This window comes from Nocardia blacklockiae (assembly GCF_015477355.1).
Taxonomy (GTDB): Bacteria; Actinomycetota; Actinomycetes; order Mycobacteriales; family Mycobacteriaceae; genus Nocardia; species Nocardia blacklockiae.
On the sequence record NZ_JADLRJ010000011.1, the window covers coordinates 19,111 to 33,336 of the forward strand.

The window sequence follows — 14,226 nt, forward strand, 5'->3', positions numbered from 1 at the left end:
GATATCCGATGGCGACGCGAAAGAAGCCCGGGAACCATTCCCGCCCGAAGTCGGGAAGGAACCACCGGAAGAAGGAGTGGCGATGAACGAAAAAGCCTTAGGAGGAACGATTATGCCGATACACGGCCGAGAAGAATCCCGTCGATCGCGCCGATGTGTCGGTTCGCGGTCAGGCGATATCGATGGCAAACGGTGGCTCACACGGGAGGAAGCGGGCGACTATCTAGGCGTCCACCCTCGAACCTTGGCGAACTGGGCTGCTAAGAGGCATGGTCCCCGCTACTCGAAGCCGTCCGGTACCGCGTGCATGTACCAGATAACGGATCTGGACGCCTATCTCGCGGCCCACATGGTCCACACCGAAGAACAGCCCGAAGCCGCGTAAACCACGCCGAAGAAAGGGGAAGTCCAATGCCAAGACCAGCCACCGAACTCGGCACCTACGGCGATATCGGCACCAAGGAACAGGGCGACGGGAATTGGAGAGCGTGGGCCACGTTCCGAGACTACGACGGCAGAAACCGTCTCGTGGACGCCTTCGGGTCGACAGAGAACAAGGCCAAGAACGGGCTGAGGAAGAAACTCTCAGCCCGTCAGCGACAGTACAAGGGCCGCACGCGCGGCAAGGTCACCCGGGATACCCGGCTTACGGTTCTGATGGACATGTGGCTCGACGAGATGAAACGAGACGAAGGTGTAAGCCAGCAGTCGTACGACCTGTACAAGCGCGAGATAGACGCGAGCGACGACAAGCGCGCCGCCACGCACACAGTCAAACTACGGCCTGCTCTCGGCAACCTCCGTGTCTGGGAAGCGGACACGGGCCGACTCGATGAACACATCCAGTCGCTCGTCGCCGCCGGGCTGAAGTCGAAGGCGCGATTGCACAAAGTCATCCTGACCGGCGTCATGGGGACAGCGGTCCGGTACGGCGTCCTGCCGGAGAATCCCGTGCGCGACACCTCGCGCATGCGCAGACGTAAGACCAGACCGCATGCCATCGAGCGGGAACGTCTGGAGGGATTGCGCGCCCAGCTTCGGGAATGGCTGGCAGGCAACGAGATCCCGGGAACGCCCCCATACACGCACGGTCCCCGCCGGAGCCGGGTCGTCGTGGATGTTGCCGACCTGATTCTCGGCTCTGGCGTTCGGCCGGGAGAAGCGCTCGCGGCTTCCTGGTCGCAGTTCGATCTCGAGACGGAACCGGCGACGTTCACCGTCTCTGCGACGGTTGTCAGGATCGCTGGCAAAGGATTGTTTCGGCAGGAGTGGACCAAATCCGACGCGGGACACCGAGTCATCGCTCTTCCCGAGTTCACGACCCGCATGCTGAAGCGGTTGCACGCCGACCCGGAGCATGCGCGGATGTGCGCGGTGAAAGCGCTTCGCGAAGTGGGTGGCACCGTAACGGAAGTGGAGGATCACGTCCCGCTGGTGTTCCCCGGCAGGGGCCGAGTGCTCCGCGATCCGCACAACTTCAACCGGACATGGCGGGACGCACGCGGCACCCTGTACAAGGACGTCACCCAGTACACGTTCCGGAAGACCGTCGCCACGCTGATCGCCGAAGCATCGGATTCGAAGACGGCCGCCAAGCAGCTGGGGCATTCGCGTGAGAGTGTCACCGAGCGGCACTACATCGTGTCGCCCGAGCAGGCACCGGATTCGTCGGCGGTGCTGGAACTTGGGTTGGGGCTGGGAATGACCAGCTGACGAAACCCCGGCGCTGAATTCTTGGCGTATTCTTGGTGAAAGCCCAGTCCGACTGGACTGGGCTTTCTGCTGTCAGCACTTGACCTGGTGTTTTATGCTCCCCCATCTGGACTCGAACCAGAAACCTGCCGATTAACAGTCGGCTGCTCTGCCAATTGAGCTATAGGGGACTGCTTGGCTCGTCCGTCCGGGCGGGCCGAGGAGAAACTTTAGCGTATGCGTGGTCGGGGGCCCAAATCGGGGGTCTAGCTGGGGGGATGGGGTGGGGGGTTTCCTCACAGGGACCTAACAGGGGGGCGGGGGAGGATGGGCGGGTGCGGGTTCTGGTGGTCGAGGACGAGCAGTTGCTGGCCGATGCGGTGGGGGCGGGGTTGCGGCGGTATGCGATGGCGGTGGATGTGGTCTATGACGGGGGTGCGGCGCTGGAGCGGGTGGGGGTGAACGATTACGACGTGGTGGTGCTGGACCGGGATCTGCCGGTGGTCGGCGGCGACGAGGTGTGCGCGCGGGTGGTGGCGGCGGGCGGGGCGGCGCGGGTGCTGATGCTGACCGCCGCGGCGGCGGTGCCGGATCGGGTGGCGGGGCTCGGGCTGGGCGCCGACGACTATCTGACCAAGCCGTTCGCGTTCGCCGAACTGGTGGCGCGCATCCAGGCGCTGGGGCGCAGGTCGCGGCCGGCGGCGCCGCCCGTGCTGGCGCGGTCGGGGGTGCGGCTGGATCTGCACCGGTGTTCGGTGACCCGCGACGACGCGCCGATCGCGTTGTCGCGCAAGGAGTTCGCCGTCCTGGCCGAGTTGCTGCGGGCGGACGGGGGCGTGGTGTCGGCGGAGCAACTGCTGGAGAAGGCATGGGACGAGAACATCGATCCGTTCACGGGCGTGGTCCGGTACACGATCATGATGCTGCGGCGGAAACTGGGCGATCCGGACCTGATCGTGACCGAGCCCGGCGTGGGCTATCGACTCCGGTGACGCGCCGCTGGCGGCCGACCATCCGGTTCCGCCTGACGCTGCTGTACGCCGGGGCGTTCTTCCTGGCCGGCGCGGTGCTGGTGGCGGTCCTGTACTTCTCGATGGAGCAGTGGCTGGGCCGGCGGCCGGGTGGCGGCGCGCAACTGATCGTGCGCGAGTATCTGGGTACGCCGCAGTCGCGGGTGCGGGTGGGCGCGATCGACGAACTGGCCTCCGCGGTGGCCGCGCAGGCCGAGGCGGAGCGACGTGCCACGCTGCACGCGATGCTGGCCTGGTCGCTGGTGGCGCTGGGCGCGGTCGGCGTCGCCGCGACGGGATTCGGGTGGCTGCTCGCCGGGCGGGTGCTGGCGCCGTTGCAGCAGATCGGCGCGACCGCGCGCCGGGTCGCCGACGACAACCTGCACGAGCGGATCGCGCTCGACGGCCCGCGCGACGAGATCACCGAGCTGGCAGACACTTTCGACGCCATGCTGGAGCGCCTGGACCGCTCCTTCGACAGCCAGCGCCGGTTCGTGGCCAACGCCTCGCACGAGTTGCGCACTCCGCTGACGATCAACCGGACGCTGCTGGAGGTCGCGCTGGATCGCCCCGACGCCCCGGAATCGCTGCGGCAGTTGGGCAGCACCCTCCTGGAGGTGAACCGCCGCCACGAACGTCTCATCGACGGACTGCTGGTGCTGGCCGGCAGCGAGCAGCGGCTGACCGAACACCGCGCCGCCGACCTCGCCGAGATCGTCCGGCACGTCGCCGGCACCTGTGCGGAGGCGGCGCGGACCGCCGAGGTCGAGGTCCGCACCGACCTGGCCGTCGCACCGGTCGCCGGCGACCCGCTGCTGCTGGAACGCTTGGCGCACAACCTGTTCGACAACGCGATCCGCTACAACCAGCCGGGCGGCTGGGTCGCGGTGCGCACCGAGGCAGCGGACGGGCGCTGCCGCCTCGTCGTCGACAACACCGGACCCGAGGTGCCCGAATACGACCTCGACGGCCTATTCGAGCCGTTCCGCCGCCTCACCGCCACCACCCGCCGGGCGGACGCGGCGCTGGGACGCGGTGCGGGCCTGGGGCTTTCGATCGTGCGGTCGGTCGCCCAGGCGCACGGCGGCACGGTGACGGCCGCCGCACGCCACGGCGGCGGATTGCGGTTGACCGTCGAGCTTCCCGTGCACGTGCCCACGAATACGCCTGTCACGCAACAACTCTGAATCCGAGCGGCCCGCCGCTCAGTACTGGTGGCACGTATCGGCGACCACCCGCATCTGCTGCGGCAGTCCGGCGAAACGCGGATCGTCGCGCAGGATGATCCGGTCGCGGCCCTCCCCGGGCGGCGGCCCGTCCTCGCCGCGCTCCCGGATGACGATGCGACGCTGCTCGGGCGGCACGGAGAACATGTGCTCGAACTTCGCGCGATGGTCGGGGTGCTCGTCGAGATAGGCCGCGAACTGCGGTGCGTGGTCGCGCATCGCCGCCTCGACCTGCGCGGCCGAACACGTCGACTCCGCCAGCGGATGACGCTCGCCCGGCTGCGCCGACGCCGTCCCCGCCACCGTCACCACACCCGCGCACGCCGCCGCCACCAGCAGCGATCCCCGCATGAATCTCGTCACCGACATCTCGGTCCTCTCATTCGGCTGTCCGGCCGCCGGACTCGGCGGCTTCGGCGCCCAGTCCACCAGCGGCGCCGTTTGCGGGGCGTTAGGGCGCTGCGGCACAACCGGATCGGGAGAGGTCGCGACTCCGCCTAGCCGCGCGCCCGCTCGTAGAGCCGCGCGATGCGGTCGCGTTCCTCGACGATCTGCCGGCGGCGTTCGGCCATGGCGGCGGCCGGGTCCGTGCCGCCGGTGAACGCGTCGGCCAGCGCGGCCGCGTCCTCGATGGCGTCGCGGGCGCCCACACCGGCGGCGGGGGTCAGGGCGTGGTCGGCGTCGCCGCACAGGATGACCGGGGCGCGCGGCGGCCGCGCGGTGGCGAGCGGGACGTTGCGGGCGTTGATGACTCGCACGGTCTCGGTCGCCGCGAGCATGGTGTCGACGAGATCCGCGATGGCGGGGGCGGCGAGCCGGACGGCGGTGGCCCACTCCCGCACCGGATGCCCGCCGATCCGGTCGGCCGGCAGTTCGGGCCGGGTGAGGCGGGCGAACCAGACGGCCACGCCGTCGTTCCAGAAGTGCCCGAACGTGCTGTTCGGCAGCACGCCGTCGCCGACCTGGCCCTGGAAGTGCAGGACCGACGGTTCGCTGTCCGGCCGGACCGGCCGCGTGGTGGTCCCGTAGATCACCGTCTGCCCCGCGTACTCGGCTGTGCGGCCGGGCTCGAGCCGCGCGCGGGCGAGCGAGTCGGTGCCGTCGGCGGCGATGATCGGGCCGTCGGCGGGCAGGGTGGTGTCGCCGCTGGTCAAGGTGCCGGTGGCGGGATCGAGGTCGGTGATCGGGGTGGCGTCGTGCCGCTGTGCGCCCGCGGCGGCGGCGAATTCGCCGAGCACCCGCATCAGGTCGTCGCGGAAGTAGAGGCGGTGGCCGTCGCTCGGGCGGGTGCGCTCGTTGGTGGTGTACGCGATGCGCAGCGCGGTGAGCGGATGGGAGGCCGCGCGCAGCCGGTCGCCGGGTACGCCGAGGCCGGTCAGCGTCTCGTGCGCGCGGCCGTCGAGGACCAGGAACTGCCCGTTGCGCGGGTGCGCCTGCCGCTCGTAGACGGTGGCCGGGCGCCCGTGCCCGGCCAGCGCGCCGGCCAGGACGGTGCCGGCGATGCCGCCGCCGATGATCGTGACCATGTGTGGCTCCTAGCGTTCGGCCGAGCGATGGGTTCCCACTGACTGCCGTCGATCCGACGCAACGATACCCGCACGCGTCGTCCGCCCGAGCCGCCGTGACCACGAGATTTCGGAAACCGACCGCTGCGCACGGTTTTTCGCGGGACAATGGGTACGGTCGAGATTCGGCCTGGGCATCCATCGGCTGTCACCGGGCCGACGGAATGAGGGGATTGCCATGAGAGCCAAGCGAATCGCTGCCACCGCCCTGCTCGCGATCGGAGCCACCGGCGTCACCGCGGGAGTGGTCGGCGCGGCGCCCGCGCCGGAGAGCGCCGGCATCAGCGGGGTCGACCACGGCGTCGCCTACGTGGCCGCTCCCACCGCGGACCGCACGGGCGTGACCACCACCGTCGCGGCCGGTTCCTTCGCGGTGACCCCCGACGGCCGATCGGTCACGCTCACCGACGTCGCCGGCCGCGAGGTGGTGACGGTGCCGCTGGCGCTGCGGGTCGCGGGCGCGACGGTCGGGCTCACCCCGAGCATCGATCCCGCCGGCCGCACCCTGACCCTCACCGCGAACACCGAGGCGAACAACGTGGCGCAATACATCGACGAGGCGGAGACCGAGGCGCGCAAGCAGCACAACGCCGTGGTCGGCGCGCTCGTCGGCGCCGGGATCGGCGCGGTGATCGGCTTCTTCCTCGGCGGTGTCGGCGCGCTGGTGACCGTGCCGATCGGCGCGGGGATCGGTGCCCTGATCGGTTACTCCACACCGTAATCGGGACGCGGCCGCGGGCACCGGCCGGAACTCGCCGCGCCACCCCGGTGGCGCGGCCCGGTCTCGTGCGCGCGCGGCCGATGCAGTTCGCATAACTATCCGGACTCACCGGTATGCATCCATTTCGCAGTGGGTATGCGGGGTGCACGAGAGTCGGGAAGTGGTGACGATGCGGGCAGCGGATTTGGATACCCGGATCGGCGCCGCGGTGGAATGGCTGCACCGGCATCAGCTTCCGGACGGACGCGACGGTGCCGGGTAGGGATGGATTCCGGACGTGGCGCCGAATCCGGTGAGTACGGCCGAGGTGGTGTGCGCCCTGGCGACCGCGGGACGGGAGATCCCGTGCGCCCGGGAGGTCGCCCTGCTGGTGCGCCGGATCGGCACGGGGACAGGCGATCCCGCGCCACTCGAGGCGGCTTGGCGCCTGCGGGCGCTGCAAAGCCTGGGGGTCCCGGCGGACGACCCGGACGCCGCGACCTTCCGCAGCGCGTTGCTGGCGGCGCAGGACCCCGATTCCGGCGGCTGGCCGATGACCGACCGCGCCGGACCGGTCTCGCTCACCGCGACCGCCCTCGCGATCCAGGCGCTCGGTGTGGGCGCGGAGCCGGACGCCGCGGTGACCGAGGCCGTGCTCTGGGGCGCCGGTCGGCTGGTCACCACGGTGCTCGATCGGGCCCCGCGCAGGCAGCGGACGTTCGAATCGGCCTGTGTGGTGGCGACTTTGGCGCGACCGGAGGTCGCGGCCATCGGCGGCGACCGTTTCGTGCACGCGCGCGAGCTGGCCATGTGCCGGCTGCTGACGTCATTGCGCCGGGGCGGGGTCGGCATCGAGGAGGAGTCGTTCCGCCGCGGCGGCGCGGCCGACACCTGGCGGCATCTCACGCTGCACGCGACGCTGTGCGCCGTGACCGCGGCCGACCCGCAGGCGCTGCGCGATCCGGTGATCGTGCAGGCGCTCACCAGCCTGCTCGCGCTGCAGGAGCGGGAACCGCTGCACGCGCAGTACGGCGGCTTCCGCACCTCGGCGGAGGGCTTCGTGACCGCGTCGTCGACCGCTCAGGCGCTGGAGGCGCTGGTGCGGGCACGGGCGCAACTGGCCGACAACGACGACGTGCCAATGGTTTTCGAGCCGATCGGCCGCCTGCTGCGCGCCCGGCGCGGCACGGCGTCGAAGGCGGGGCCCGCCTGGGGCGCCGCGTCGACGGCCCGCACCGGGCGCGCGGCGAGCGCGGTGTGGGCGTCCAACGGCGCGGCGGGACTGACCATTTCGCTGCTGGCGGTGCTGTTCGCCGACCCGCTGGGCCGGATCGGCAGCCGCTCGCTGGTGGCGTGGGGCATGGTGTTCGTCGCGGTCGGCACCTACGAAGGGATCGCCGTGCGGCTGCCGCGCTTGTCGCGCCGGCGGATCGCGGCGGCGGTGCTGGGCACCTACACGGCGGTGGTGCTGCCGCTGATGGCCTTCCTGCTGACCTGACCGCCCCGGTGGCCGAAACGCCGGTTCCCCGCGACAATGTCGGAGGACGAGCGAGTCGAGGGGGTCCGATGCACAGCAGCGCGCAGCAGACCGGGGGCACCTGGGTGCGGCGGTTCCATCCGCGTGCCGACCCGCGGGCGCGGCTGGTGTGCCTGGCACACGCGGGCGGCTCCGCGAGCTACTTCCATCCGGTCTCCCGGATGGTCGATCCCGCCCACGAGGTGCTGGCGGTGCAGTATCCCGGCCGCCAGGACCGGCGGCACGAGCGCTGTATCGAGAGCGTGGCCGAACTCGCGGAACTGGTTGCGGCGGAACTGGTTCCGTGGCTGGATCGGCCGCTGTACCTGTTCGGTCACAGCATGGGCGCCTCGGTGGCGTTCGAGGTGGCGCGCCGATTGGAGGCGCGCGGCACCGCACCGGCGGCCCTGTTCGTGTCCGGCCGGCGGGCGCCCTCGCGGGTGCGCACCGAGACCGTGCACCTGCTCGACGACGCGGGCCTACTCGCGGAAGTGCGGCGGCTCAACGGATCCGACGTCCGCGTCCTCGACGACGAGGAGATGCTGCGCGCGATCCTGCCCGCCATCCGCGGCGACTACAAGGCGGCCGAGACCTATCGCGGCACCGACGGCGCCACCGTCTCCGCGCCGATCCACGCGCACCTCGGCCTGCGGGACCCGAAGGTGACCGTGGCCGAGGCGCAGGCCTGGCGCGAACACACCACGGGCGGTTTCGAACTCACCACCTACGACGGCGGCCACTTCTACCTCAACACCCACGCCCCGCGGCTGGTGCGCTCGATCGAAGCGGTGATGTCGGCCTAGACGATCCGCGCCAGCTCCGAGAGCGGCCCGGGCAGCCCGGCCAGGTGGCGTTTGATGCCGGTGGCCACGGGGTTCGGATTCTCGGCGCGCAAACGATCGAGTTCGCGCTGCATGGTGTCCACGGTCGCGTGGTAGCAGGCGTCGACCTCGGCCGGGTTGTCGGGATCGCCGGGCTGGGTGGACCAGTCCAGCGGCGGCAGGAAGCTCACCTGCACGGTGGCGGGCAGCGGAATCTGCGGCAGCACCGGTGCCAGCCCGAACGGCACCCCGAGGGTGTAGGGGAACACCTTGGCGCGCAACAACTTGTCCAGGCGCAGCAGGCGCGCGGTGCGCTCGCCGCGGCTGACGATGAAGATCGCGTCGTGGCCGCCGTTGGCCACCGCAGGGATCACGGGTACGCCGAGTTCCATTGCGAGCCGGATGAATCCGCGGCGGTCGGCGAAGTCGATGCGACCGCGGTCGGTCCAGGGGCGGCAGGCCTCCCAGTCGCCGCCCGGGTAGACCAGCACGGCCCCGCCGTCCTTGATGCCCGCCGTCGCGGCCTCGCGCGAGGCGGGCAGCGCGCCGAGCCCGCGCAGGGCGTCACCGAGAACCGGTGCGCGCAGCAAGATCTCGTGTGCCAGGCCGAACGAGGGATCGTCCGGGCGGCGGTCCAGCATGGTCAGCAACGTGGTCCAGATCTCCGGCGCCCAGTAGATCGACGAGTGATTGCCGATGATCAGTGCCGGGCCGGACGCCGGCACGTGCTGCGCGCCGGTGACCGTCGGCGTGAAGTAGTTGACATAGGCCCGCGCCAGGGGGAGCAGCGGGTGATCGGGGTCCGGATACTTCCGGGTGTTCATGTGTGTCGTTCCTGTCTGTCGCCTCGACGACGGACGGCGGCACGCCGCGACCGGCCGCGGCACGAAATAGTGCCCGGCGGAACCTGATTGCGGTCACATCCCCATTGATATTCCCTGATGTCGCGCGTGCGCGAATCGGCACGGTGCGAGTGCATCGTCTGCCCGACCGATGCCGATCACCGTCCTCCTGCACCATCGAGGTTACCAACGCAAGCATTTGCTTGGTAGTCGATGTGCGGAATCCGACACGCGCGGGGGCGGACTCGCCATTCACACGAATCCGCTGGTCGATGAGTAAATCGGTCAAACCGCGCAAATACGCCAGCGTGACGTATGCCTCAATGGCGTCTAGCTCGGTGGATGTCGGCGCCTGTCGCGAGGCCCTTGACAGTGTGTCGTGACCAGCGCGACCGTAGAGATAGTTAGCGTGGGTAAATTAATTCGGTGCGCGGAATGTGCTGGCCCGCGCGGGATCCACGGCGCATCGGCCGTCGGACATCGGTGGGAACAACTCGGAGAGGTCGGGGAATGGACATCTTGGGGATGGAGATCACGGACGCGGAGGCCCGGCTGGCTCGACGAGCCGCCGAACTGATCGAGCGCGACGAGCAGATCCGTGCCGCGCTCCCGGACGAGGCGGTCGCCCGGGCCGTGCAGGCGCCGGACCTGCGGCTGGCCGGGATCGTGGCGACCATCATGGAGGCGTACGCCGATCGCCCGGCGGTCGCGCAGCGGGCGGTCGACTTCGTGGCCGACGACACCGGCCGCCGCCGCGCCCGCCTGCTGCCGCGGTTCGACACCCTCACCTACGGTCAGGTGTGGGAGCGGGTGCGGGCGCTGACCGCGGCCTGGCACGGCGACGCCGAAAACCCGGTTCGCGCAGGCGATTTCGTCGCTATTCTCGGATTCACCAGCATCGACTACACCGTCGTCGACCTGGCGTGCATCCACTCGGGCACGGTGTCGGTGCCGTTGCAGGCGGGCGCGCCGCCGGCGCAGCTGGCCCCGATCGTCGGCGAGACCGCGCCGCTGGTGCTGGCCACCGATGTCGAACAGCTGGACGTGGCGGTCGATCTGGTCGCGGCCGCGGATTCGGTGCGTTCGCTGGTCGTCTTCGACTATCACTCGCGCGACGACGACCACCGGGCGGCGGTTGCCGCAGCCCGGGAACGGTTGTCGGACAGTCCCGTACGCGTCGAGACTCTCGACGAGGTGCTGGCGCGCGGCCGCGCCCTGCCGCCCGCCCCGCTGCACACCGCCGCGAGTGAGGACGAGCTCTCGCTGCTGATCTACACCTCCGGCAGCACCGGAACACCCAAGGGCGCAATGTATCCCGAGCGGCTGCTCACGCGGATGTGGCGCAGCGGCGGCGGGCTGCCGTTGCCGGTCCTCGGGTTCAGCTACATGCCGATGAGCCACGTCGCGGGCCGAGCCTCGCTGATCAGCTGCCTGTCCGGCGGCGGCACCGCGTATTTCGCGGCCCGCAGCGACATGTCGACCCTGTTCGAGGACATCGCGCTGGCCCGGCCGACGATGCTGTTCTTCGTTCCGCGCGTGTGCGACATGGTGTTCCAGCGGTTCCGCGCGGAGGTCGACCGGAAGGTCGCGGCCGGCGGCGACCCGGAGCAGGTCGAGCGCGAGGTGAAGACCGCGCTGCGGGAGGACTACTTGGGCGGGCGCTTCCTGCTCGCGCTGGTCGGCAGCGCGCCGCTGTCGCGGGACATGCGCACGTTCATGGAGTCGGTGCTCGAGGTCGGGATGTTCGACGGCTACGGCGCCACCGAGACCGGCGGCGGGGTGCTGCTCAACAACCGGCTGCAACGGCCGCCGGTGCTGGACTACAAGCTGGTCGACGTGCCCGAACTCGGCTACTTCGGCACCGACAAGCCTTATCCGCGTGGCGAATTGCTGCTCAAGTCCGAGACGCTGGTGCCGGGCTACTACAAGCGCCCCGAGTTGAACGCGGAGATCTTCGACGCCGACGGCTTCTACCGCACCGGGGACGTCATGGCCGAGATCGGGCCGGACCAGCTGGTGTACGTCGATCGGCGCAACAACGTGCTGAAGCTGTCGCAGGGCGAGTTCGTGGCGGTGTCGAAGCTGGAGGCCGTGTACGCGGGCAGCCCGCTGGTCCGTCAGATCTACGTCTACGGCTCCAGCGAGCGCGCCTTCCTGCTCGCGGTGATCGTCCCGACGGCCGCCGCGGTCTCGGCGTATCCGGATGTGGCGCAGTTGAAGTCGGCGATCGGCGAATCGTTGCAGCAGGTGGCCAAGGAGGCACGGCTGGAGTCCTACGAGATCCCGCGCGACTTCCTGCTCGAGACCGAGCCGTTCAGCATGTCTAACGGGCTGCTGTCGGGGATCGGGAAACTGTTGCGGCCCAAGCTGAAAGAGCGTTACGGCGCTCGGCTCGAGCAGCGCTACGACGAGCTGGAGCGCGCCCAGCGCGACGAGCTGACCGCGCTGCGCTCCGCCGCCGCCGACCTGCCCGTGCTGGAGACGGTGGGGCGCGCGGCGCGGGCGGTGTTGGGTTGCGCGGCTACCGATCTCGCGCCGGACGCGCACTTCGCCGACCTCGGCGGGGATTCGCTGTCGGCGCTGACGCTGTCGAATCTGCTGGGCGAGATCTTCGGTGTCGAGGTGCCGGTGGGCGTGATCGTCGGTCCCGCCACCGATCTGCGGCGGCTCGCGGAGTACGTGGAGACCGAGCGGCGCACGGGCGGCACCCGGCCCTCGGCGGCGTCGGTGCACGGCGGCGGGTCCGAGATCCACGCCGCCGACCTGACTCTCGACAAGTTCGTCGACGCGGCGACCCTCGCGGCGGCGGCCGCGCTGCCCCGGGCCGCGCAGCCGCCGCGCACGGTGCTGCTGACCGGCGCCAACGGTTACCTGGGCCGCTTCCTGTGCCTGGAATGGCTGGAGCGCCTACACGACTCGGGTGGCACGCTGATCTGCGTGGTGCGTGGCGGTGACGACGCGGCGGCGCGGGCACGCCTGGACGCGGTGTTCGACAGCGGCGATCCGGAGCTGCCGGGGCGGTACCGGGAGCTGGCGGCAGGCACCCTCGAAGTGCTCGCGGGCGATATCGGCGAGCCCGATTTCGGTGTGGGACAGCAACAGTGGCGGCGGCTGGCGGAGACGGTCGACCTGATCGTGCACCCGGCGGCGCTGGTGAACCACGTGCTGCCCTACGACCAGCTGTTCGGCCCCAACGTGGTCGGCACCGCGGAGGTGATCCGGCTGGCCCTGACCGAGCGGCTCAAGCCGGTCACGTATCTGTCGACGGTCGGCGTTGCCGCACAGGTGGATCCGCAGCGTTTCACCGAGGACGGGGACATTCGCGAGATCAGTCCGCGCCGCCGGATCGACGACAGCTACGCCAACGGTTACGGCAACAGCAAGTGGGCCGGCGAGGTGCTGCTGCGGGAGGCGCACGACCTGTGCGGCCTGCCGGTGGCGGTGTTCCGCTCGGACATGATCCTCGCGCACAGCCGCTACGCCGGGCAGTTCAATCTGCCCGACATGTTCACCCGGCTGCTGCTGAGCGTGCTGGCGACCGGGGTCGCGCCGACATCGTTCTACGCCACCGATGCCGCCGGTGCGCGCCAGCGCGCCCACTACGACGGCCTGCCTGCCGATTTCACCGCGGCGGCGATCACCACGCTCGGTTCCCGGGTGCACACCGGTTTCGAGAGTTTCGACGTGCTCAATCCGCACGACGACGGCCTGTCGCTGGACGTGTTCGTGGACTGGCTGATCGAGGCGGGCCACCCGATCGAGCGGATCGACGACTACGCGGACTGGCTGGCGCGGTTCGAGACCGCCTTGCGCGCCCTGCCCGAACAGCAGCGCCAGCACTCGGTACTGCCGCTGCTGCACGCCTACCGCCACCCCGACACTCCGCTGCCCGGCGCCATCCTGCCCGCCAAGAAGTTCCAGGCCGCGGTGCAGGAGGCGCGGATCGGGGCCGCCGCGGACATCCCGCACCTGACCCCGGAGCTGATCCGCAAGTACGCCGACGACCTGCGGCTGCGCAACCTGCTCTGACCGCGAGGACGCTACGCCGTGACCGGTCCGGAGGGTTCGAGCGCGGACCGGCGCGCGCGGTACTCGCGCCGCCAGCGGGCGAAGCCGACCAGCACCATCACGAAGAACAGGCCGTACACCGCGCCGGAGATGTAGAGGCCGGAGTGGAAGGCCAGCGGCACGCCGACCAGATCGACCAGCATCCAGATGATCCAGAAGTCGACGAGCGCGCGGCTCTGGGCGAAGGTGGCGATCGCGCTGCCGACGAAGATGTAGGCGTTCGCCCACGGGGACCAGGCGACGTGCAGCCAGGCGGCGTGGATGAACAGCTCGGCGACGGCCACGGTGCCCAGCGCCAGCACCGCCAGCAGCACGACGCGTTCGCGGACGGTGGCGGGCCGCACGAGCAGGCCGTGGTCGGCGCGAGCGCCCCGGGTCCAGGCGACCCAGCCGTATACCGCCAAGGCGCAGAACAGGATCTGCTTGAGCGCGTTGCCGGGCACATGGGCGTGCAGCGAGGCGGCCAGCAGGAGCAGCGCGCCCGCCGCCTGGACCGGCCAGGTCCACACGGTCTTGCGCATGGCCAGCCAGACCACGGCCAGCGACAGGATGTTGCCGATCAGGTCGGTCCAGAGGATGTGCTCGCCGAAGAGCTGGAAGCCCGCGTTCACGCGGCGACTCCCGGCCCCGCGCAACCGGATTCGCCCGCGCTCCGGATGTGCATCTCCCGGACCTCCTCGATGCTTCGGCACCGGGACCGCGACGGCCGTTCACCTGGCTCGAACTCGCCCCGCTCCCGGAATGAGCGTTCCCTGGGGGAACCCGCCCGGCGGCGCAAGGTATTCC

General features: G+C 70.4%; 12 protein-coding genes and 1 tRNA gene. 8 read left to right on the forward strand and 5 right to left on the reverse strand.

The window, feature by feature from the left end:
• Positions 1-112 precede the first annotated feature (112 nt).
• Positions 113-385: a helix-turn-helix transcriptional regulator gene (locus IU476_RS37255; RefSeq protein ID WP_195105161.1), complete on the forward strand. Its 273-nt coding sequence runs from the start codon at positions 113-115 to the stop codon at positions 383-385.
• Positions 386-411: 26 nt separating this feature from the next.
• Entirely contained in the window at positions 412-1,713 is a 1,302-nt protein-coding gene (locus IU476_RS27430; RefSeq protein WP_195104877.1) for a tyrosine-type recombinase/integrase, read from the forward strand.
• A 97-nt stretch (positions 1,714-1,810) separates the two neighbouring features.
• Here IU476_RS27430 and IU476_RS27435 read toward each other — a convergent pair.
• Positions 1,811-1,883, reverse strand: a tRNA-Asn gene (locus IU476_RS27435).
• Between the two features lie 144 nt (positions 1,884-2,027).
• Between IU476_RS27435 and IU476_RS27440 the strand changes: the two genes are divergently transcribed.
• Positions 2,028-2,684, forward strand: coding sequence for a response regulator transcription factor (locus IU476_RS27440; RefSeq protein WP_195104878.1), 657 nt, complete (start codon positions 2,028-2,030; stop codon positions 2,682-2,684).
• Positions 2,681-3,889 (forward strand): sensor histidine kinase, encoded by a 1,209-nt coding sequence (locus tag IU476_RS27445; RefSeq protein WP_195105191.1) that lies wholly within the window; start codon positions 2,681-2,683, stop codon positions 3,887-3,889. Before IU476_RS27440 ends, IU476_RS27445 begins: the two co-directional genes overlap by 4 nt.
• 18 nt (positions 3,890-3,907) lie before the next feature.
• Here the strand turns inward: IU476_RS27445 and IU476_RS27450 are convergent, their stop codons facing one another.
• Together IU476_RS27450 and IU476_RS27455 are read right to left on the reverse strand one after the other, a co-directional pair.
• On the reverse strand, positions 3,908-4,297 hold the full coding sequence (locus IU476_RS27450; protein ID WP_195104880.1) for a hemophore-related protein: 390 nt from the start codon (positions 4,295-4,297) through the stop codon (positions 3,908-3,910).
• A gap of 128 nt (positions 4,298-4,425) precedes the next feature.
• Positions 4,426-5,454: an FAD-dependent oxidoreductase gene (locus tag IU476_RS27455; protein ID WP_195104882.1), complete on the reverse strand. Its 1,029-nt coding sequence runs from the start codon at positions 5,452-5,454 to the stop codon at positions 4,426-4,428.
• Between the two features lie 217 nt (positions 5,455-5,671).
• On the opposite strand from IU476_RS27455, the gene IU476_RS27460 reads away from it, so the two are divergent.
• The 3 genes from IU476_RS27460 to IU476_RS27470 all read left to right on the forward strand — a co-directional run bounded on the left by IU476_RS27460 (position 5,672) and on the right by IU476_RS27470 (position 8,512).
• Positions 5,672-6,214, forward strand: coding sequence for a DUF8020 domain-containing protein (locus IU476_RS27460; protein ID WP_195104884.1), 543 nt, complete (start codon positions 5,672-5,674; stop codon positions 6,212-6,214).
• 277 nt (positions 6,215-6,491) lie between these two features.
• Positions 6,492-7,691 carry a hypothetical protein gene (locus tag IU476_RS27465; protein ID WP_195104886.1) on the forward strand — a complete coding sequence of 400 codons (1,200 nt, stop codon included), beginning with the start codon at positions 6,492-6,494 and terminating at the stop codon, positions 7,689-7,691.
• Between the two features lie 68 nt (positions 7,692-7,759).
• Positions 7,760-8,512, forward strand: a complete 753-nt coding sequence (locus tag IU476_RS27470; protein WP_195104888.1) for a thioesterase II family protein — start codon at positions 7,760-7,762, stop codon at positions 8,510-8,512.
• On the opposite strand, the gene IU476_RS27475 is transcribed toward IU476_RS27470, so the two are convergent.
• Entirely contained in the window at positions 8,509-9,354 is an 846-nt protein-coding gene (locus IU476_RS27475; RefSeq protein WP_195104891.1) for a 1-acyl-sn-glycerol-3-phosphate acyltransferase, read from the reverse strand. The two genes, IU476_RS27470 and IU476_RS27475, sit on opposite strands and share 4 nt — an antisense overlap.
• Before the next feature lie 543 nt (positions 9,355-9,897).
• Here IU476_RS27475 and car point away from each other — a divergent pair.
• Entirely contained in the window at positions 9,898-13,401 is a 3,504-nt protein-coding gene (car, locus tag IU476_RS27480) for a carboxylic acid reductase (protein WP_195105163.1), read from the forward strand.
• Positions 13,402-13,412: 11 nt separating this feature from the next.
• Here the strand turns inward: car and IU476_RS27485 are convergent, their stop codons facing one another.
• A complete protein-coding gene (locus IU476_RS27485; RefSeq protein ID WP_195104893.1) occupies positions 13,413-14,051 on the reverse strand; it encodes a nicotinamide mononucleotide transporter family protein in 639 nt (212 codons plus the stop codon).
• Positions 14,052-14,226 lie beyond the last annotated feature (175 nt).

Coding starts and splice junctions, on each gene's coding strand:
- IU476_RS27475 (WP_195104891.1), bottom strand. CDS start 9,354: ATGAACACCCGGAAGTATCCGGACCCCGATCACCCGCTGCTCCCCCTG.
- IU476_RS27455 (WP_195104882.1), bottom strand. CDS start 5,454: ATGGTCACGATCATCGGCGGCGGCATCGCCGGCACCGTCCTGGCCGGC.
- car (WP_195105163.1), top strand. CDS start 9,898: ATGGAGATCACGGACGCGGAGGCCCGGCTGGCTCGACGAGCCGCCGAA.
- IU476_RS27460 (WP_195104884.1), top strand. CDS start 5,672: ATGAGAGCCAAGCGAATCGCTGCCACCGCCCTGCTCGCGATCGGAGCC.
- IU476_RS27430 (WP_195104877.1), top strand. CDS start 412: ATGCCAAGACCAGCCACCGAACTCGGCACCTACGGCGATATCGGCACC.
- IU476_RS27470 (WP_195104888.1), top strand. CDS start 7,760: ATGCACAGCAGCGCGCAGCAGACCGGGGGCACCTGGGTGCGGCGGTTC.
- IU476_RS37255 (WP_195105161.1), top strand. CDS start 113: ATGCCGATACACGGCCGAGAAGAATCCCGTCGATCGCGCCGATGTGTC.
- IU476_RS27450 (WP_195104880.1), bottom strand. CDS start 4,297: ATGTCGGTGACGAGATTCATGCGGGGATCGCTGCTGGTGGCGGCGGCG.